Origin of the sequence: Photorhabdus namnaonensis (assembly GCF_001684335.1) — a bacterium.
Classification (GTDB): domain Bacteria; phylum Pseudomonadota; class Gammaproteobacteria; order Enterobacterales; family Enterobacteriaceae; genus Photorhabdus; species Photorhabdus namnaonensis.
The window spans coordinates 110,049-132,449 of sequence record NZ_LOIC01000061.1 but is presented as its reverse complement, the minus strand read 5'-3'; the positions used below and the strand labels follow the sequence as shown (position 1 = coordinate 132,449).

General features: G+C 43.5%; 4 protein-coding genes. 1 reads left to right on the top strand and 3 read right to left on the bottom strand.

Annotated elements, in window-relative coordinates; translation table 11 throughout:
* Positions 1-96: 96 nt before the first annotated feature.
* Entirely contained in the window at positions 97-7,236 is a 7,140-nt protein-coding gene (locus Phpb_RS10600; protein ID WP_065390302.1) for a Tc toxin subunit A-related protein, read from the bottom strand.
* A 531-nt stretch (positions 7,237-7,767) separates the two neighbouring features.
* Entirely contained in the window at positions 7,768-8,784 is a 1,017-nt protein-coding gene (locus Phpb_RS10595) for a formamidase (RefSeq protein WP_065390301.1), read from the bottom strand.
* 507 nt (positions 8,785-9,291) lie between these two features.
* Here Phpb_RS10595 and Phpb_RS10590 point away from each other — a divergent pair.
* Positions 9,292-10,848: a Fic family protein gene (locus Phpb_RS10590; protein ID WP_065390300.1), complete on the top strand. Its 1,557-nt coding sequence runs from the start codon at positions 9,292-9,294 to the stop codon at positions 10,846-10,848.
* A 268-nt stretch (positions 10,849-11,116) separates the two neighbouring features.
* On the opposite strand, the gene rtxA is transcribed toward Phpb_RS10590, so the two are convergent.
* Entirely contained in the window at positions 11,117-21,775 is a 10,659-nt protein-coding gene (gene rtxA / locus Phpb_RS24475; RefSeq protein WP_065390299.1) for an MARTX multifunctional-autoprocessing repeats-in-toxin holotoxin RtxA, read from the bottom strand.
* Positions 21,776-22,401: the final 626 nt, after the last annotated feature.

Genomic DNA, 22,401 nt, shown 5'->3' with positions numbered 1-22,401 from the left:
CCAGCTCGACTTATTGATATTCAATACAGAGCCGGGAAAACTCCCGGCTCTGACCGTTAACGAGGTTTTGGATAATTCACTCTCTCAGGTGCCGATTTATCCATTCTTCATTTTACCTTTTACTGCTGTGGCAAACGGTTTACCACCATCTAACGCAGTGTAGTGGAGATGAATCTGAATATCTTTCAACTGCGATGTGTAGATGTTGGGAAACAGGACATCAATCACAGACTGATCGGGGAATTCCAATGTCCAAGTTGAAATGGCGCCTGTTCCTTCGAAAGGCAGATAGCGATCATCATCAAACATCAGGGTGCATAGCCAGTTCTCTTTAGCGACACCGCCATCATCTTTTTCATTTAAGGAAGAGAGGGCAATTTGCTGTTGAGCGCGCAGATTCTTCACAATATTTTTATCGCTTCCGCTATTTCTGGTTGGGTCATAAAGCCAGGTTACCCCATCAATATCGGTATTGGTTAAAGTGAAACTGCTAGTTTGTGTCAGGGTGGCGCTAATCTCCGTCGGTAACGCAGGGTAAGGGCTAAGTGCATTTACCAATATTGAAACGGAAATGCGCTTAATCTGTCGTAGATAATGTCCGGGATAATTCGTATCGAACAGTTTAGAATCCAGCGTAAAACTCACCGCCTTTTTATTAATGATTTGAGTTTTCAATCCATTTTCTGACAGCAATTTACCGAGCGAGATGGTTTTATTAATATTCAAACGGCGTTCATTACGTTGTAACCAAGCGCTTTCCATTTGTAATAGATCAAGCTGCAAAGATTCCCCTGCCAGCAAACCCTGGTAAGAATCATTCCACGCCGAGGTTTTGATAAAACCTTGCCGCTGATAATCCCCGACTTCGTACCGCCAGCTTCTTTCCGCCATCAAACACATGGAAAGCACCGCATCATAGGCTGGCGCATACAGTGCTGCGAGACGCCCCATCAGCCACTTATAGGTTGGGACAACCAGAAAGCCGGATGTTATAAACTCATACAGCTCACGGGCAGCGAATTGTTGTGCCTGAGCTTCTTTCAGGGCGGTTTGAGAGCTTTTGATAAGCAATTCCTGCTCTTTTAATTGCATCTCAATGATATTGATTTCGCTTTGGGCTTGTTTGTACTCAATTTCCCATTCCTGACGACGGCGTTGGTATTCTGCTCCGTCTTGCAACCTGTCGGCAACATTGCCTAATGCATCAGAAAGAAGGTCGGCAACGATAGCTGCGTTTTTGACAGACGCTTCGGGCTTTGCTCCCCCAACCGCCATACCATAAATATTGGGTATGGTTTCCAGTATCGTGCTGGCGACAAGGAAAGGAGCGGCCGACATTTTGTATACTCCTGATACCACTTTCATGCTGAGGGCTGAAATCTCTAAAGCAGAAAGGTTTTGTTCATATAGCGCGTGATAATGTTGGTAGCGCTCTTCTGCCATTTTTTTACTGACTTCAAGCGTGACTTTCCCCATTTGAGCAAGTTGCAAGGCTTGTTGTTGCAGTTCCACTGTAAAAGCGGATAACCGCAGCGCTTGCGATTGTACCAGCACGTCCTTTTCGCCATTAGCCTCAGTTTCCATGATATGAAGTAACCGATGTCCCATTTCAATTAATTGTTTTACCGCGCTATTGGCGCTTTTTAACATCAATGGGAAGCGATAAGGGGGGATCTGCTGCTGCATATTGTTCAACCCGCTGAGGAGATTGCCGACGTTTCTTTGCGTCAGGCTCTCTGCACTCGCGGCACTGGCATAAAGTGGCAACGGTTGTACTTTGCCATCCAGTGTTAAGCCATGACGCAGATTATAGAGCCGATTGTTCAACGTTTTTTGAAATTCAATCAGTTTTTCATTGAAAGGGGATTTAAATAAATTTTCAGCCGCACGTACCTTGGGTTTCAATTTTGCTTTGACCTTTTCCAAGGTATCTGGACGCCAATGACTGGCATCTAAACCCTCCGGTAATGCGCCGAGCAATTGCAAAGCCTGTTGATAACATAAACCGGCCTCATTCAGACTATCTCTGGTCAGTTGTCTGTAGAGATTATCGCCTTCTTGTATCCACAAATTGATTAAGAAATGGAACAGGGCTTTCTGATAATAGACGGGCTGGCTGTAAGCAACAGTGTCAGGATCGGCCGTTCTCACTGTTAGAGGAAGATCATTGCCATTTTCGACAATGGCGCGGGAATTCCACATTCGAATGTTGTTATAAGGGTTAAACAGGTGATTGATAAACCATCGGCGTGCATCATAGAAACGTTGCTCTTCATAAAGTCGGGAAGAGATTAGGAAAGGAAGATGGAAAAACAGTTCCCAGAAATATTGTCCGTTGGCGCCATTAAAATCGACTTTTGTCGGTGAAGTTTCGTTATCCAACGCAGGCTCCAGCAAGGATTGAGTTTCCCAAGCCAGTACCTTGTCAATGGATTGCGTCGCCCGTGCGACCAGTTGTTTACCAAATAATGTGTTCAATCTAATGGCGGTGGATTTGAATTTCAGGTTGGTTATATCCAGATATTGAACTTGCTTTGTATTTCTTTTCAACGTAATGGCAGGAATTTTATCACTTTCTTCGATAGTAAGTTCATATATATTCTCAACAATTTGTGGTTTATTTCCTGGCTCAATTAATTTTGCGGTTAAACTAAAAGAATAAGTATTGATATTTGGCTTAAGATTAAAAATGATATCTTGTATTACCGCATGACCATCTAGTGGTAATTTTGGGTTGGCGTATTGTTCACCTTGTGGATATGTTTTGAAGATCAACTCGGATGATAAATATTCCCAACCATCTTGGATCTTGTATATCTCTTTACGTAAGGAAATATTCTCTCCCTCAATGGAGAGGGACAGGTTTTTATCACTGAGATTCCATTGTGTACTGGCCTGAAATACAGCGCTACCGATCCATGAAAAATCGTGGCTTTTGGTAATTTTATTATCTTTCCATTCAGAAGGTAATAACTTGAAAAGTTGTATTTCATCATAGCTGATAATAAAAACATCCGTTGGCGCATCTCCTCTGGCCCACTCAAAATTAAACGTTTTTATTGCCGTATCACTGGCAGGAATTTGGACTTGCATTTGAATGTTCTTAGTATTGATTCCCCAAAAAAGTTCTTTGGAGGGGAACTTGTTAGGGCTTGATGATGCTAACTGATAGCGTTTAACCAATGTGTTTCTGCCAGTTAGCAGAAGATTGGTCCCGCCGCTTCCTACTTTGCCCTCTAATTGCAAAAAAGAAGATTTATGCGGTTTAATACCATCATAACTATTCTTCGTTTCCTCCTCGGCTTCTTTTATGGTGAGAAACTTCGCGGTACCTGCATAGTGATGTTGTAATGTGTCTGGATTGCTGAAAAACTTATACCACATCGTAACAAGTGTTTTTTCATTCTCCTGAGTCAAGGACTTCTTATCCACCAATAATAAATCACGCAATTCAAAGTAATAATCTTTGTTTTTCTCCCATTTGCCTCTGTCTTTATTTTCGGAGTCGTACAATAAAACCCCCATCCATTGGTCTCCGTCCACTTGTAGTTGTACATCCACCATAGCTATCAACCCAGGTTTATATTTTTCATCCTTCAAGTAAGGGTTATCTCCATCGGGAACGCGCTTATTATCTTTTGTCGGATATTCACCCTTGGCATCTTTACCATCCAGACGGAGTAATAGATTGGGGGCGCTCCATTCACCACTGCTTTGTTTGAAGGTAAATTTCACATTGATAGCGCGATAATCGGTGGGTTTCTGATCTACACCCATCAATGGCGTTGCTTCACGCTCAACCCAGATTGCATATTGGCGGCCAGAAATCACGATTGGCCGAATTGCCAGCATGGTCCCGGATAAAGACAACGTGATTTTTTCCCATTCGCTCCACGCCAGTGGGCTAATGACATCGGTGTTATCACGCAGCTTAATATCCAGTGTGCGCCAGTAATACTCTATAGGTTCGGCATTACTTTTACCGATAAAGTGATAGCGATCGTTTTTAGGGTCAGTACCGTCGATATAGCCGCATATTAATTGCAGATTGCTGATCCGTTCAAATTCGGCCAGATAACGCAGAATAGCTGTTTGAATAATATTGTTATTCAAACGTGATTGACCCAAATCGTTTTCCAGCGTGGTAAAAGCGCTGGTTTTACGCAGCCTGCTGGCGGGAGAGATAAAGTTTTCCGGGAAATTTCTTTGCTTTTGCCAAGCTTGCCAACGGTTATATTGGTTCAAAAAGTTCTCCCAGAACTGGGTTCGTTCATCGCTGATGATTTGTCCCTCATAGCCGGTTTCCATCCGGGAAAAGAGACGGAACAGATAGCGTTGTAAGCTGGCAATGCAAAAAGCCACTCTACTGGTATCGACCTCTTTCGCCACCAATATATCGGTCAGGAAATAGTTTGAAAGATCTTCAACCGTCGTAATATCCGATGAAGCATCGCTGGAAGGCGCCCAGCGCCGTAACAGATATTCGACCATCGCATCACGCCAGCGTTCATTGAGTGAACCGCCTAGCTTGGATTGTACTTCGGAAGAGGTGGCGGCAAATAAAGCGCTGCTGACTTGATACCAATGATCATAGCTGGATGTTGCGGTCAATTTGGCGATATCCAGTAATGGCTGGGCAGATATTTCACTCTTTTCGGCCAGTGCTTTTAAACGCATGACGATAGTGACATCAACGACATTCTGTGCCACTTTCAGGTTAAAATCGCTGGTTATCCGCAGAATTTCTTGACTTGACCAGCCAATTAATTCGGCCAGATTTGTGGCTGCTTGTTCAGCACTCCAAACTTTAGCGTCAGGCGGTTGCTGCCCAATTTGACTGACTTGATACAGATAGTAGATGACATCCACTTCTGTTTTATTGGCGGGTAACAAATTCAGCCAATCACTATAACGGCTCAGACGATGGAGAAACGTCAAATCAAGGGGGCGAAGTTGGTTATCTTTCTGGAGATTGAACCAAGCAGGGTAATTCACTAATGCTGTAACACTTGTATCTTGCAGCTTGAATAGCTTGCAAGTCTCAGCATAACGGTTGAGATCGTACCATGTGATCAGCGCTTGCTCTGTTTGTTGTTGAGAACCGGAACGGCGAGCCAATGCAATGGTATTACTCAGAAAGTCAGCGTTGCTGTTTCCCGTCCATCGCAATAGTGGCAACGCAAGTGGGTTCTCAATATCAAAAACATGGGCGATAGCATTAACTATCAGATCCTGTTGGGCAATAAAGGCGTTGCCTATCAAGGTGGTTAGCTTCTGTGTCCAGGTATCCCCTTGTTGTTGCCATTTATCATCTTGTGCTAATTTTTTGAGAATTTCGCTGATTTTGTCGCTTAAGGCTTTTTGATCATCGTTTGAAGCTACCTGGACTAAAACAATACCTAATTCCCCTATCAGTTGATTAAGCTCATTCATCCACTGGATCGGCGTCTTCTTCGCCTGAAAGTCTTGCATGACAGCGCCAATTTTAGCTTCGCTCAGCAGCGCATCGCTAGCATCAGGGATGACAGTTCTGACTTTGTTAATCCAATCAATATTCTCAATATCAACAGTCTCATTGCCGTTAGTTCGATAAGGGGTGAGTAACGTGTTCAGCGACAGAGGAGATAAATTATGGCGTTGAATCCACTGTGCCGCATTCATGACCGCGATCAGTACATCAAGGATATCAACGGCCTTGGCATCTTGCGCCAATGTCGGAATACCCGCCAACTGTTGCAGATAATGGTTATTATCACGGCTCAATATGACGAGTAGCCCTAAACTCTCTTTAACTGACATGCGTAACTGACGGGGCAATGCCACCAAGCGATACAGGGAGGAAACAACATTCAGTGAACATTGGGGTTTCTTCAACCCCTGAACATACATCACGAGCGTTAGCAGAATTTGGCATGTTTCATCATCAATATTCAGACCTTTGCATAACTGATTAACGATTAAAGCGTCTGGGCCTTCGGTCGCCATCGGGTCAAATTCACGATTATCCAGCACAAGCACAGAGGAAGAAGACGCCTGTTTTGACAGCCCTTGGGCATTAAAAATCCTGTCAAAGAAGGAGAGTTGATCGCCGAGAGCATAAGGCGTTATCTGGCCGATAAAGGCAGCAAACTGTTCCGCGGTCGTGTTGTACTCTTGCCGGAAATGCAGGAAAACGCCCAATGTGCGGATGGTTGCTTCTGTGATAACAAACCCAGTCTGTTTTTCTGCCTGTCGTGCGGCTGCCAGTAACAGATCCAGTTGCTCATAAGAGAGTTTCAGTGCTTTTTGCAGATGCAGGAAACGTTGGATACGGTCAAAGTTATCAGTACTGGCGTCTGAAATTAAGATAACGCTTTTAGCGGTGTCTTTATCTTCGAATTTTTCCAGATAGAGAGCGGGAGCTTGACCCGCATTGATATAGGAAGCGGCATAGTTAGCACCGGAAGGAAACCGTTTATCCACATTGTCGGGTTTGATGACATTGGCGGAATAAGTGACGGTACTGTATATCTCGTCTTCTTCCGCTTTTGATATGCCATTAACGGCAAACAGGCGTTCAGCTTCTTGGGAACTTAGCCCGGTTTGTTGGGTAAATACAGTGAGGCGAGATAAAGAGCGTTCCGCCTCCGCTGCATCGCCTTTGAGACCGTAGTAGTTATCGAAGAAATCTTTTTGGTCTTTTTGTGATGTTTCCAACAGCAAGGCTTGCAATTTGGGCGCCAAGGTACTACTAACCATCATGGCCGTTTGCAGCGAATCCACGCTCAGGTTGTCATCTATAAAATTGGGGTATTTTCTGTCGGCCTGTTGAATAAGATCCAGTAATGAGATCTGCTTTTCGGCCAGTACGGTTGTCGTTTGCTGGAGTGGAAAATGAAATGGCAACGAAAGTGGGTAATAAATATCGGCCAGCGAACCCGTCAAAGGTTGGTCGTTATTGAGATATGTTTTGATTTTTTCGGCAAGAATTTCAACCACAAAGGGTAATGATTGACTGGTTTGATTGAGATTTGTGCCATCAAGCAGTAATTTTTCAATATCTGGCCGTCGTTGGCTGAGAAGCCGAGCGCTCTTTTTATCGGCATCTTCTTCAAACAAGCAGGATTGTTGATATAAATCGACCAAATAAGCCAAAGGGCCATCGTTGGCTTCAGGTAAACCGGGAAAACAATAGAGATCTTGGTTATCGTTAAATAGCGTTTTATAGCTAATTCGTGATTCTATTTTATTTGCCATAAGTAATTACCTTTTCAATAGAAAATAGGAATATTCATCAAACATCATGATACTTAGATGTTTGATGAATAGGATTACACTATGGCCTATCACGGTGAATCATCCAGCCTAAAATATATTTCTGCTTTAATCGTTTTTAAAAAATCATTTCACTTCAATATGCCATATATCTCAATTCAATTAAATTAAGATTTTATATATCCAATTTACACAAAAATTAAAACCATTATCAATCATCATATAAATGATTAATTCATTCAATAAATTAATGTTAAACTAGTAATATAACCAATTAATAAACACAATGGTGTTAATAAAAAGACAATAAAAAATCACCTGGTTATAATAGTTATCCAATAAAATATTTATATTATTTTCAATTTCAAAAAATAATTAAAATTTCACTCAATACCTTTCATACCAGAAGAATGCCAGACTCACCACTTTTCCACTACGCTTTAAATTTACATAGGACGGAAAGAATAGCGGCATCACAGCACTCCTATGGTTTTACATTATCAGTCTCTCAGTTTACTTATCAATTTTCGGTAATGGCCCCAATTTCACACCTTCTGGATAATATTTCCAGCCATCACGAATACGGATGTTCTCATCCCAAGGCAATTTATATTCACCGTTTGCCAAATCGCGCACCCAAGTCAAATAATTAGCTCTCTCTCCGCCAGGTTTACCAACATAACCTCGGCAACCAAGATTAAAAATACTGTTCTCGAGCGCCCAATTCTCACGAGCCTTATCCGCCAGACGCGGGAACAATTCGGCGGTAACAATTTCCCACGGATTACGCTGACCTTGCTGGATAACGTTACCGTCATAATTACAAATCGTACCTTCACCGAAATAATAAAAAACTTCATCGTAGCCTGCCAGATTAACCGATACGGTATACATTAAGTTCTGCCAAGCATTAGTGCGATTAGTCCAGATCCATTGGTCATTGACTTGGGTAGAATAACCAGAAATACGGATAAAGACGTTACAGCCTTTATAAGCTGCTTCACGCGCCAACTCAGGAAACATACCATCATGACAAATACACACCGCCAGCTTTGAGCCTTTGGGTCCCTCACAAACCGGCATACCCAAATTACCCGGCATCCAAGGTTCAATCGGTACCCAAGGCTGTAATTTTCGGTAATGCAATGCAATCTCACCGTTGTTGTTAATAATAATCGCGGAGTTATAAGGTGGCTGAGACGGATCTTCATTACGTTCCATGACTGAAAACACGCCCCAGATATCGTTGCGAATACAAGCCTGACGAAAACAATCCACTTCTGGACCGTCCAGCGATAACAACATTTCATCATAAGTCCAGATCTTGGTATTTAATCCCTGAGCGGAATATTCAGGAAATACAATAAAATCCAAGTCAGGATAACCGGCTTTAGTTGAATCGATTGTTTTACAAATCTGCCGCACTTGAACCTGAATATCCTCAGGCCCCTTAATAATAGGAACAGGATATTGAATAGCGGCAATTAATAACGCTTCATCCCACGCACTGACACTTCCGGTACTGCCCATAAAGACCTCTGAATAAATAGTAATTATTAAAATTGAATGACAAGCTTCATCGTTATACAGACAAATAGAACGTTATCTTTACCCGTCGTTAAGCGATTTCGCTAATGCATAATAGCGTCTCTTTTATTCACAAAAATGCGATCTGTAACATTAAATAAAAAAATTAATAACTTTGTAGTAAAGAGTACTGTTATTAATATTAGGGTTAATTTGTCCTGAATCACTTTGCAAAATAGTCGAGCACTTTGAAGGAACTCAATCCGGTTCGAGTGATCTGAGGAGTTATCAAAAGATCCCAAACTTATTTGTTTGGCCTTTACAGCATATTGACCATCAACCATTAGTTGATAGAAGACTTAAATTCACTGTATTTGAGTGTAACAGCTAATAATACAAGCGCGTAACAGCTAATAATGCAAGTTCGTAAAAGCTAGTAATTCAATATCGTAATAGCTAATATTGTATTCCCGTATTAGCGAATACTTGAACATCTGCTGGAAGAAAGACATGGCAAAAACTGGAAACGAAAGGTTGGCAGAAGCGCTGAGAGCTGCAAGTGATGCGGCCGTGGGCAATGTGCTCAACTCCAAATCAATCACTGATAAACAACGCACACTTCTGGTCAATAAAGGCTATTTCAAACAAATTATCAGGGGATGGTATCTCCTGGATGCAGATCTCACGACTGAAAAAGCGGGTGATTCAGTACTTTGGTATGAGTCCATCTGGTCTTTCGTTGGGCAGTACGTCGAAAGCATCTTCGGGGATGATTACTGGCTAAGTCCCGAATCCTCTCTTGATTTACATACAGCAAACAATGCTTTACCAAGCCAAATAATCGTCTACACCTCAGACACAGCGCCTCGCACACTTAACCTACCTAACAACATGAGTATGGTGATCATCAAGGGAAGGGTTCCCTGTAAGACTGTCAGAGTAAACGGTATAAATGTTCATTCGTTGGAAAGCGCACTCGTTGAAACTGGCCCACAAACTTTCAGGGTTAATCCCCTAAACATTCAGCTAGCGCTCCGAAACGCTGATCTGAGTTTGCTTTCAGAGGCAGTACTGACAACCAAGAATGTTGCCTCAGGAAATAGATTAATTGGCGCCTACGAGCAGCTAAAGATGAGAGCCGAAAGTCGGAAACTACAAACCATCATGGAGGGAGCTGGTTTTGAAGGTATTAAGCGGGTTAACCCGTTTGACCATATTCCAATGATTGTAGGTGGTAGTCGGGGAGAATCCCCAAGCGCAGTTCGTGTGAAGCTCCTATGGCAAGAGATGAGACAAGAAGTCATTGAGGTATTCGATGACTTTCCACCACCTTTTGACTTCTTTGAGCGCTCAATCGAAGAAACACACGCCATGATGAGCAGTCTCTACATAAGCGATGCCTACAACTCACTATCCATCGAGGGTTACAAGGTTACACCAGAATTAATCGAGCGCCTGTCTAAAGGTGACTGGTCGCCGGATACCATCCAAAGGGACAAGGAGCAGAAGGATGCAATGGCTGCCAGAGGCTATTATGATGCTTTCAACAAGGTGAAAGAGCTACTGCGTGAGGCACATGAAGATAAGGAAGGCTTGGATATCCACTATCTGATCGACGTTGGCTTGACTGACTGGTTCACTGCGCTGTTCAATCCTTGTGTAGATGCCGGAATTATCAACAGACTGGATTTGGCGGGATTTCGCAAAGGACCAATCTATATCCGCACTTCAATGCATGTACCGCCCTCCAGCGAGCAATTGATGGACTGTATGGAAGCACTGAAAGAGTTGATCGCTAATGAGAAGTACTTTGTAGTAAAGGCTATCTTGGGACATCTTTTTCTGGGTTACATTCATCCGTTCCCCGACGGTAATGGCCGCACTGCCAGATTCTTAATGAATTTCTTGCTGGTAATCGGAGGATACCCTTGGACGGTGATTAAACTCAAAAATAGAACTCAGTATTTATCAGCGCTAGAATCAGCCTCGGTAGGAAAAAATGTAAAGCCATTTGCGGAGTTCGTAAGGCAATCTATGCAAGAAGTAGAACACAATATCGCAATATGAAGTGAATATTAACCTGAATCCTAAAATCGGGGCTGACAGGCCCCTTAGAAACCAGCAAATCTTCCAACCTTATTTGTGAGCTATTCCATTTAATAACAAAACCCTAAATTTAATATTAAAATAGTGATGAATAATCAATAACATTATTAACAAATAAAACTCAAAAATAATCTACAAATAAAAATTCAAAAAAATGGCCCATATTTCTGCGAGCCATTTTTATAACAACTTTTTTACTGACTTATAGAAAGAGTTAATAAAGAGTTAATTAAGCAAATTTCCCTTTACCAATCGTCACATCAGTCCATGCCGTTGCAATAGCCGCTTTCGTTTGACTCTCCAGGTTTTCAATAAAACCATTATCACCCACTGTCGGGGAGAAACTACTCATGGCCTGAATCAAGGAATCCACCGCATTCTCTGATAGCGCCGTAAATTCACGCTCACCTGACGCATCCTCATTGCCCATCTGTATCACCAACTTAGCGCGATTGCCATTAAAGTAATCATTAAAGGTGACCGAACCTACCGATTCAAAGATCCCCTGAGCAGAGGCGTCCTGAGTTTGACGATCCACTGACAGCACCAAATCATACCCATTGCGCTGGAACCACAAGTTTTGCCAGTCAATATCACCATTAAACAGGATCACATCTTCTGCGCTGATATCATTAACTAATGTATCAATCACCTCCCCGCTGACCACAAAACTATCCACGCCAGTACCTCCTTGGAAACGATTCCGATACCCGCCTAACATCAGTAAATCCTGCCCTTCACCGCCATTAAACTGACTAAATTTCGAAATAGCCGCGGCTATCAGGCGATCATCACCTTCTCCACCATCAAGCGCCGCGTGATAGCCCATCAGCTTAATCACATCGTCACCAACGTTGCCATCAATCCAGTTGTTGTTGCCAAACACTCTGGCAGAATCATCGCCTTTACCTAGGTTAACCTGGTTGTTATTGCCGATGATTACCGCATAGTCCTGATCTTCCCCAACATCCACCCGATTATCATTACCGGAGGTTATTACGTAATCCTGTCCGCTGCCTGCGTCAATAAAACCGGCTTCACCAAAGACGAACGCTTGGTCATCGCCCTCCCCCATAAATAAATGGTTAATGCGCCCGGCCATCACCGCGGTATCATTACCCATACCACCAAACATCATATTTTCACGCCCCATCAGGACACCGAGATCGCTGCCTTCACCTGCGGTATAGATATTAGATATCCCCATTGCGTAAAAAACGTCATCACCACGACCGCCCCAGAAGTTATTGTTATCTCCCAGATAAGCACCAAGATCTTTACCGTCGCCACCCCAGTTAAAGTTACTGTTGCCCAACGACACGTGAATATCGCCATCTCCTTGCAAATGACCACTGTGACGCAGAAAATCCAACGTTTTCTCTTCCATATTAAGCAAATCTGACGTCAGATTCTCTTTCAGATGGGTGACTAATGATGTCATTTCCGTTTGCTTATCTTTACTGAATATCGTCGCAAACAGGTTAGGCACGTTCAACGCATTAAAGCCAAATGCCCGTTCCGGGGTACGATTGCCCGTCGTTGATAAGTTGATTTGCGCCTTTTCAATATTGAGATTACTCGTCGAAACCTGGCTTTTTTCCTCAACGTCTCTCTTTTTTAAGCCGTGACTTTCCACAAACGATTTCACCCCCTCCGCACCCATACTGATGCCAGCTCGCAAATCATCAAGCCATTTATCCGGATCAGCAAAGGCTTTCAGTTGTTCACCACTAAATTCCCCAATGATATTAATCATCTCTTGCACAATAGCGGCACCATCAACCGGCTCACCCGTGCGAGAGACAATACGCCCCTCCTCGGTGTAATCTACGCCAAAGATATCGGCAAAGGTTGTCTCCGCGCCAACCCCCGACAACCGACCAAGCAATCTGTTCTTAAGCTGACGCGGTAAGTCATGCGGATTATAGGTGAAAGTCGTCCTCGTCAAACCCGTTGCCGTAACCTGCTGCGTCATCAGACCAAACAATGAACCCAGGTTAGTATCCAGAATCGACTGGATATTGTCGCCAAACATCAAGTTCCAACTACCGGTTGTCACCTGAATATCCGAGCCCTGACCACCCACCGCAAAGTTGAACGCCAATTTTTCATTAGCCAAACGGAATCGCTCCGCTCGACTCATATTGCCGATGTCAGCATGGTTGCCATTGCTACTTAGCCACTCGTTATATCTCTTATTCAGTGTTAATTCGATATCGTCTTTCAGTGCTCGGCTGCTACGTTCATTGCGAGAATCTAGATCTACCAAGGTATGATAGTCCACGCTGCTAGTTTGATCTAAACCAGACATATCCTGGATAAACTTCTTCGCGCCCGATAATGTCCACTGTTCATCTCTAGAGACCAACCACATTTGTCCTTCATCAAAACGCGCAATACCTTGCAGTACACCCGCAATACGGGCAGCACCATCAAACGGATTAACCAATGGCGGTACCGGAATGGATTTATCCATCATCACAATCAGATCGTTACTGCGACCCATGTTGAAACTCACATTACGATTACCGATAAACATTTGCGCCCCTTCAAGCGCCCGATAGCCACCGATATTAAAACTGTGTTTACTATCACCATCACCGAGATGGACCATCAGGTTATTGTCACCAAAGGCCAGTGATTTAAAACCACCAGTACCCACTTTGACGCCCACATTCGAAGTTCCCCAGTTGATCGCGGTAAATTCCCCCTCTCCCACTTTAACTTGAATATTGCCGGAATATTCCCAGTGATGAGTATTCGATGTACTACCTGAATGACTATTAATTCTGGCCCGACGCTTCTCCGGTGTAGTAAAAATATATGAATTATTCGCAATCGCCCCTTTGATTGATTTATCTAAGTTGGCTACCCCCACGTGAGAGAGGTTGATTTCACTTTCAGCAATACCGCGCACGACCCTTTCTGTACTGATGTTCAATTCACCCTGTTCATCCCACCTGAATATGATTTTGTTATCAGGCAGGTTATTCACCCATTGGTTATTTTTATCGCGTGTAAATTTATGGCCGGTTGCATCAATGGCAACTTCACTACGACGAGCGGAAACATCACTACGAATACCCTGCTCATCTAATGCCATGATAAAACGGCGGGCAAAGCCATCTCGCTTATCATCACTTATCAACGCACAACCGACGATACTGATGTGACTCGGTTTACTCGTCTGACCAAAATGCTGGCTAAACTGTTTTAGTTTTACCGCCAACTCATCGGCACGATAACCACTCAGACGACTGTTATTCTGTTCTGATTCATCACGGCCGTGGCCCACAATCTGCCAACGTAAATTGCCCGATAATTGAGCAGGCTCTCCATAGACAACACGATATTCGCCATCAGCATCAAGCTGAACAATCACACTGGAATCTGGGTGTTTACCCGCAAGATTAGCCGCAGCCTTGGCAACGACCGGATCATTTTCCATCTGAATAATAATCTGACCATTAAAACGCGTTTCACGGCTATCAGTTTGAGGTGTGACAGTCACGCGTTCCCAAGAATCGATATTTTTGTTTTTAATAACGTCATTTGATGACAATCTTTCTAATGTAGGATGCGACACTTTCCTATCCACCGGCGTTTTAAATGTTAATTTACTTACCGCCGAATAAGTCAATACCTTACTGATATTCAACTGTACAAAGCTGGCTACTTGCTGAAAGTTGCTACCTTCAACTTCAACCAACACTTTCTTACCTTGTTTAGTTATCACTTCTAACGTTACATGACCTTCACAGTAATCAATCACACGCCCAGTAACCCCTGAACTCAACGTAAAAGCTTTACCTTGCTCTTTTAATGCACGTAGTACATAGCTCTGTTCACCATCACGCGCCTTTTGCCAGATACCGTCATATTTGGTCATGGGACCTTCTTCAAACCGATTGAATTGAACATAGAAGCTCTGATCCAGCCGCTCGCTCGTCTGAAAGTGATAATGCGTCAGGTATCCTTTATGGAAATCATCCATAAAACGGCGGAAATCATCATAATTAGCGAACGATTTAGCGCCAAAGTTGGGATCATAGAATGACCAAACTGTCTGAGCACGCCCTTTGTGTACCACAACAGACATGGCATGTTCTTCAGACATGAATGTCATATAAGCCGACTTTCTTACATTACGCAGTTTATCCATAACCGCTTCATAGCCTTCGGCCTCATAATTCAACGCATTATTGATGTTCGGTCCTGTCAATCCATTGGCTTTTAACTTGCCACCATAAGCGGCATTGGCTTTTCGACGCGCAGCAACGGTAGAGCTATCCATCGACTGGCTGTACTGCATTGATAATAGATCTTCAATCGCCGGGCCAATATTTTGCCGACGATATTGGTTGAGCAAAGCCGTTTCAATCGCATTGATATCGGTTTTCTTATTAACTGATTTATCGTTGTAAGCTTTAACCGCATCTTTCAACCACATCATATAAGCTTTGCCGCCCCCTAACCCCTGCACCCGCTCTTCAATCAAATAGCGGGCCGACAAAGCGAAACACAATCCCTTAAGGAACTCTTTTGACTCAACCTTATCGCCATGAGTCAGGAGTACACTGCCAATTTCTGGAATAATTCCCCGCAGTTTTTCCAGAAAATGGCTATCCTGGCTAAAATGAAATGAATAAGCTTCCAACTCTTTTCCATGTGCTTTTAAGTCAAAGATTTTGTTATCAATTTTTTGCAGTATATCGCCTTTGACAACATCATGATTTTGCACGGAAGAATGGCCCGTCGGCGTGACATCGGGCGTCTTCATCGAATATTGGCGCCCGATATTGCCCTGTAGCCCGATTTTATCCTGTAAATAGTTAACCTCTTGTTCAATACGATTCAGCCCTTGCTGTTCTCCCTTCCCTAACCCTTGACTAAACCGGCCATCCGCATAGACAACTGCTTCGGGATTAATCTGGCGGCCGATTTCTATATTACGCTTTGGCTTATAAGCCTCTCCTGACAAACCACTGCCCTCCGCCCCCTGACGTTCTGGCTTGGCATGATCACTCTGCTTCGCGCCTTTGGCATCAGCTTGTACCTGAGTGACTTTATTTTCAGCTTCAACAATGTCACGTTTGCCACGACTCTCAGCATGCTGATAAGCAGTATTAGCATCATTTTTCGCTTTTTCGGCCCGCTGTCGCTGCGAAAGCGCCTCTTCTTTTCTCCACGCTGTATCTGTTTGCGCATCCATCACATCTTGACTTGCAACGACACGATGCTGTTCACTTTTTGCCGCTCCGGCTTCCGATTTGGCAACCGCTTTTTCGACTTCTTGTTGGTTAGCGACGATGATCTTCTGTGCATCACCCAACTGCCGTTGAGTAGCAGAATTTACTGCGTTTAATTTATCCTGAACGCGGTTTAGCAACCCACCGGCGAAACGATTGCACCACTGTTCGCCTGATGGCCGATGACGGTCTACATCACTATCAAGCTGATCCAAACCTTGAGTCATGGCAATCAGTTCATCCGTTACCAACTGCGCCTCCTCTTTTACCGCACGACTCTGCTCCTGCCCCTGAGTATTCAGCGCATTCTGATCTGTTGATTCCAATTGGGATTGTAATTTTGTCACGACTGCCAGCTGTTTATCTTTTTCCTGTTCCAGCAGCAGACGATTTTTTTCCGCTTTGGCTTTATCGTTTAACGCATTTTGCGCCGCTTTATCTTGTTTCACATATTCAGGAATGACCCCAGTTGGTAATACCCCCCCAGATTTCGCCACAACGTTATCCAGCAGATAGCCTATACCATCATTTAAGCCTGTCCCTTTAAACTCAATTCGATTACTGCCCGCTTTCGCCGTTAATTGCAGCGTTTCGTTTTGCCATTCCGTGACATCTCCAGAGGTTGAGAATACCCGTTCACTATTCCAGAAAACCTCCATGCCATTGTTGGCGAGAAGGATATTATGGCGATTGGCAAAATCAAAACTCAGTAAAATCACTTCCCCTGCGTATAAATTTTGCAGGTCCTGGTAAATCGTGGTGTTAGTTTCAACATCAAGTTCACTGACCCGTGTTCCATGTTCCGCATCATCAAAACCATAAGCGCTTGCCGATAGATATGCCTCAATATCATGAGTTGATTGCCAACCTTGGTCATCTTGTTCAAAATCACCATTGATAATCAATGATTCTTCGGATTTCGCCATAACGTTATCCAGCAGGTAACCGACCCCATCATTCTGGCCGGTACCTTTAAATTCGATTCGGTTACTCCCCTCTTTCGCCATTAGCCTCAACGTTTTGTTTTGCCATGCCGATTGCTCACCAGACGCCGAGAATACCCGTTCACCATTCCAAAAAACCTCCATGCCATTATCAGCGGAAATTTTTGGACGCGCGGTAAAATCGAAGCTCAACACAACCACATCTCCCTGATACAGATTTTGTAGATCTTGATAGAGGATGGTGTTAACTTCAGCGTCAAGTTCAGTGATCCGATCGCCATATCCCGCATTATCAAAACCATAAGCGCTCGCTGGACTGTAAGCCTCAATACCCTTAGTTGACCGCCAGCCTTGATCACCTTGTTCAAAATCACCGTTGATGATCAGATTTCCATCCCGGCTTGATACCGATTTGATTCTCCGATTCAAAGCGCCTTCAACCGAGTCAATATCAGGCATCGCGATATCTGACACAGAACCACTGAGCTGGTAATTTAAGTCTGAACCTATTTGTTCGACCTGCTCCATGTCAAAACCATTAATAGCAGAAATTTCCGCCACATTAATTGCACCACGATTTTTAAGTACGCCGGAGGCATTCGCTTCATCACCGCGAACCAAATAGCTAATTGCCTGACTGCCTCCCACACCTAATGCAGTCTGTTTGATACTGTCAAAAAAGAGGGAGAGTTTATCAGTTTCAAGGTTACTGACCGCCAGACTGTAAAAATCCCCATTACCCACTTTAATCGCCACATTATTACGGGCATAAGCAGCATTGACGGTCAAACCATCACCAAGATGAATATTGGCATTGTTTTCGCCTTTCATGACTGCAACATTGAGACCATCCCCAACTTTAGTCTCGACATTACCATTGCCCCACGCCAGATTAACCGAAATCCCCTTACCCATTTTCGTATTGATGTTAAGGTCGCCGTGAGCCGCCGTGACACTTAACCCCTTGCCCACCGTGGTCGTGATATTTGCTTTGCCTTTTGCTACGGTAACCTGAATGCCGTCACCCACTTTGGTGACAATATTTCCGTCACTCCATAGGGCATTAAAACTGTCTCCGTTACCCACCTGAGTCACAATGTTAGCTTCACCTTTGGCAAGGAGAACATTGCGCCCGGTACCTACTTTAGTAATAACATTCGCAGCGCCCCAGGCACCGGTGTAATCATCACCGTCACCAACATGAGTGATAATATTAACGTCACCCTGAACGATCGTCGCTTCTTGTCCATCCCCTACTTTGGTCACGATGTTCGCTTTACCTCGCGCGAAGTTATTACGATCACCATCACCCACCTGGGTTAGAACATTGGCCTCCCCCCAAACCGCGTTAATACCAGCGCCGTTCCCCATTTTGGTAATGATATTAGCTTTACCTTTAGCGAATCCCACGGTTGTACCATCACCAACATGGGTCATCACATTCCCCACATCCGATACCAGTAAGCCAACAGTCGTCCCTTCCCCCACTTTAGTCAGAATATTGCCTTCGCCAAGCAGTACGCCAGCGGTTATCCCGTTGCCCACATGAGTGATAACGTTAGCTTTCTTTGCGGCAATAACCCCCATAAAATCATCGCCGATTTTGGTGACAATATTCTTTTCCCCCAACGCTAACGCACCGGTTAAGCCATTGCCGAAATGAGTCATGATATTGGCTTTACCTGACATGACTGCCAACGTTGTACCATCACCGACTTTAGTCATCGCGTTCAGCTCACCGGCAAACAAACCAACACTGGGGCCATCACCCACATGGGAATAGACATTAGCTTTACCCATCATCAAGGCGGTTGTCAGATCATTACCGACCTTGGTCAACACATTGGCACTGCCGATCAAAGCGGCAAAGGTATTGCCATCACCGATGTGGGTCATCACATTCGCATCACCTATCATCGCGGCCAAGGTTATGCCGTTACCCACTTTAGTCGCGATATTGCCTTTCGCCAGCATCAAGGCGACACTTCTCCCATCACCAATGTGGGTAAACACATTACCGGAGGCAACCATCAAAGCTAATGCATTACCATCTCCCACTTTAGTAAAGACATTAGCTATCCCGCCCATCAGTCCCCAAACATCATCGTTGCCAACATGAGTAAAAAGATTGCCTTTACCCATCATGACAGCAAGCGTTTCCCCACCGCCGACTTTAGTAAAAATATTGCCGGCAGCCCCCATCACCCCCAATGTTTGACCGTCACCAACATGAGTAAGCAAGTTACCCATACCGAACATAATGCCAACCACATCACCGTTGCCAACTTTGGTCAGGATATTAGCGCCGCCTAGCATCACCCCTGTTGTGTCGCCGTCACCAATGTGCGTCAATACGTTGGCGCCTCCCCCCATCAGCGTTAGCGCATTACCCGCCCCTTTCTTGGTCAGAACATTGGCTCCGCCCAACGCAATAACCGTAGTATCTGACGTTCTAGTCTCATCACTAATGTGGGTGATAATATTCGCGCCACCGAACATACCGGATACCAGCTCACCAGCACCAAGCTTAGTCAATACATTAGCGCCGCCGAAAAGTACGGAATACACATCCCCGTGACCTGCCTGAGTCATGATATTAAAGCCACCCATCGCGGACCAATTCGCGCTGCCATTACCTATTTGGGTATGGGTGTTGTAACCACCCAACATAGTAACCCGGCTTTCACCATTACCTTTGTGGATCGAAATATTGCCAACCGCCAGAAGATGGGCCAGATATCGACCATTACCGATCCGCACGAGTAGGTTAGCCGCACCGCTAGCGTTAACATTCATGCTTCCACGCCGGCTTTGGTGAACAATGACGTTTGCTAAACCGCCCCCATGAAATGACAGATCTCCCTCTTCACCACCTCTTACAATGACGTTAGCCGCCCCACCGCCGACAAAATTGACATTGCCGCGCGTAACACTGGATTGAATAACGTTGCCGCCACCCGCACCGTTAAAATTAACGTTCCCCGAACTCTCACCGATATTCTGTTTATCCAATTCTTCCGTGTGTTCTAACTGTTCAGAGATACTGTATACCGTATCGAACTGATATCGGAGTTGGCTGAGAGTACAACCACCTGCTTCTATGGGGTGATAACCATTTGCCAAAGAAAAATCTTCATTAGACAAATCTCCGGTATGATCACCCGCTTTGTACCACGCTCTGGTCAAATATTTCAGTGAATCTGTTTCAGGATCATTTGCTAATTCAACTTGCACCACTTTGGTATACGACTCTATATATTTGGCATACACATAAGTATTCGGTTGACGGTTCCACTTCACTGCGGAAGCATCCACTTTCTGGCGATTGGAAAAAACAAAATGTCCCTCCATTTTCGCATCAGAGAGGGTAATATCTTCTGCCTTGACGTCCGCCCCAACGATATAAGTTACCCACTCATTTTCCAGTAAGTTTTCTTCTACGCTATGAACAGTGATGAGTTTCTGATATTCAACCACTAAATTGAAAAGACGATAAGCATTATTAACATTTATATCGATAAACCCATTAGATGAATAGATATTTTGCGACGCGAGATCCTTAAGATGATTGCCTATTTTATACCAAGACGTAGGGTAATAATTGAGTTTACCGGTGACAGGATCATTTAGAAGTTGAATTTTGCTAATATGAGTATACCGATTATCGGTATATGCAAAGAGATAAGTATTTAACTCTGTTGTGGATTTAATACCCATCACTTGCTGAGGTTCCCGCAGAAAACTTCCTCCCATCATCGCGGTTGTTAATACAACCTCTTCGGCCCTGGCATATTCCAATACCCCACCAATTGCTTCACCATGATAAATATCATGGGTACTTGATCTGGTGATTTCATTGTAAGCACCCACACCAGAAAAATTGATATTGCCATGAGCAACATCAGAATAAATCTTATTGTAACCACCAACGCCCGAGAAAATAATATCGCCACGGGTTTGCGGGTATTGATCCTGACGTTGACGCAAACGTTCAATTCGGTTTGATGCACCTGCGCCATGTAAGATAATATTCCCTTCTTTACCCTTACGTATGATGTGATTATTAGCACCTATACCGGTAAACGTAATATCACCACGCTCCACCCACGAACTGACACGATTTGCCGCCCCTGCGCCATTAAACGTTACATTACCTTGAGAACCCTGATAACGTTTCAACCAGGTACGGTCGATTTTATTATTCGCACCAGCTCCGGCAAAATACAAATTACCCTGATTGGTTTCATGCCATAATTTGTTGTAGCCCCCCACCCCGGTAAAATCGACATCGCCCATCAAACCTTTACGATTCAAACTGTTATAAGCCGCCGCACCAGAAAAATTCAAGTTACCATAGTTACCTGAGTGCTCCACAGCAATACTCCCGGCAGCGCCAGAAAATATAATGCTACCATCACCATGCTTATCAATATGCGCGTAACCGGTACCCCCTTTGACAGACAAATCACCCTTAGAATCCTCTATTTCTAGATAGGCCGCCCCACCGACCACCGTGTCATGCCCTACATCGGTATGCACCTTCGCCGCAATTGAACCGAGGGTGATATGATCATCCCCGCCATGCGCATAAATATGACCACCAAATCCAATAGCATTAATATTATTATTATCGTCATCAGCAAGATACTTCCCAGTGAAAAAGTATTGCGTACCACGATTTGATGATTTACCCATAAGAAATCCTTTAGATTATTTTCATTGCAGTTCAGCGAAATAAAGAAAAAACACACTGGTGTTTATTGATATAAAAGATATTTTACATAAATTCTCCAGCCATTTTTTACCTAATAAAAACTTATTAATAAAATAATGCGAAATAAATAAAAAATTAAACTCAGATGAATCCTGAGTTTATGTATCTACGAGTTCTTTGAGTAAATTTGTGATTAATGAGCTGAATAAATTTTGCGAGATAATATAGAGTAGAAATGCAAAAGCAATATCCACCCACAAAAAGTCTTTTTATCCCCCCTGACACTTCCTAATACTCACCATCATGACTATTAGTGCTAACTCAGTTAATAAAATAGCATTAAATTAATCATAGACAATTTTTATTCAAATTTGAAAAATAAAATATTTATAGAGTAATTTATTAATATTTAAAACATAAAAACACCACAGATATTTAACTTATCTATTACAGAATCACTATGAAAAAAATAATAAATTATTACAATCAATTCGATAATAATAACCCTGTTTTTAAATAAAATAGAAAAACTTAATCAAAATATAAAACAAAAAATGGCCCACCTTTCTGTGAGCCATTTTTATAACAACTTTTTTACTGACTTATA

Bases quoted from the DNA above. Each gene is read 5' to 3' on its own strand.
- Phpb_RS10590 (WP_065390300.1), top strand. From the start codon at position 9,292: ATGGCAAAAACTGGAAACGAAAGGTTGGCAGAAGCGCTGAGAGCTGCA.
- Phpb_RS10595 (WP_065390301.1), bottom strand. From the start codon at position 8,784: ATGGGCAGTACCGGAAGTGTCAGTGCGTGGGATGAAGCGTTATTAATT.
- rtxA (WP_065390299.1), bottom strand. From the start codon at position 21,775: ATGGGTAAATCATCAAATCGTGGTACGCAATACTTTTTCACTGGGAAG.
- Phpb_RS10600 (WP_065390302.1), bottom strand. From the start codon at position 7,236: ATGGCAAATAAAATAGAATCACGAATTAGCTATAAAACGCTATTTAAC.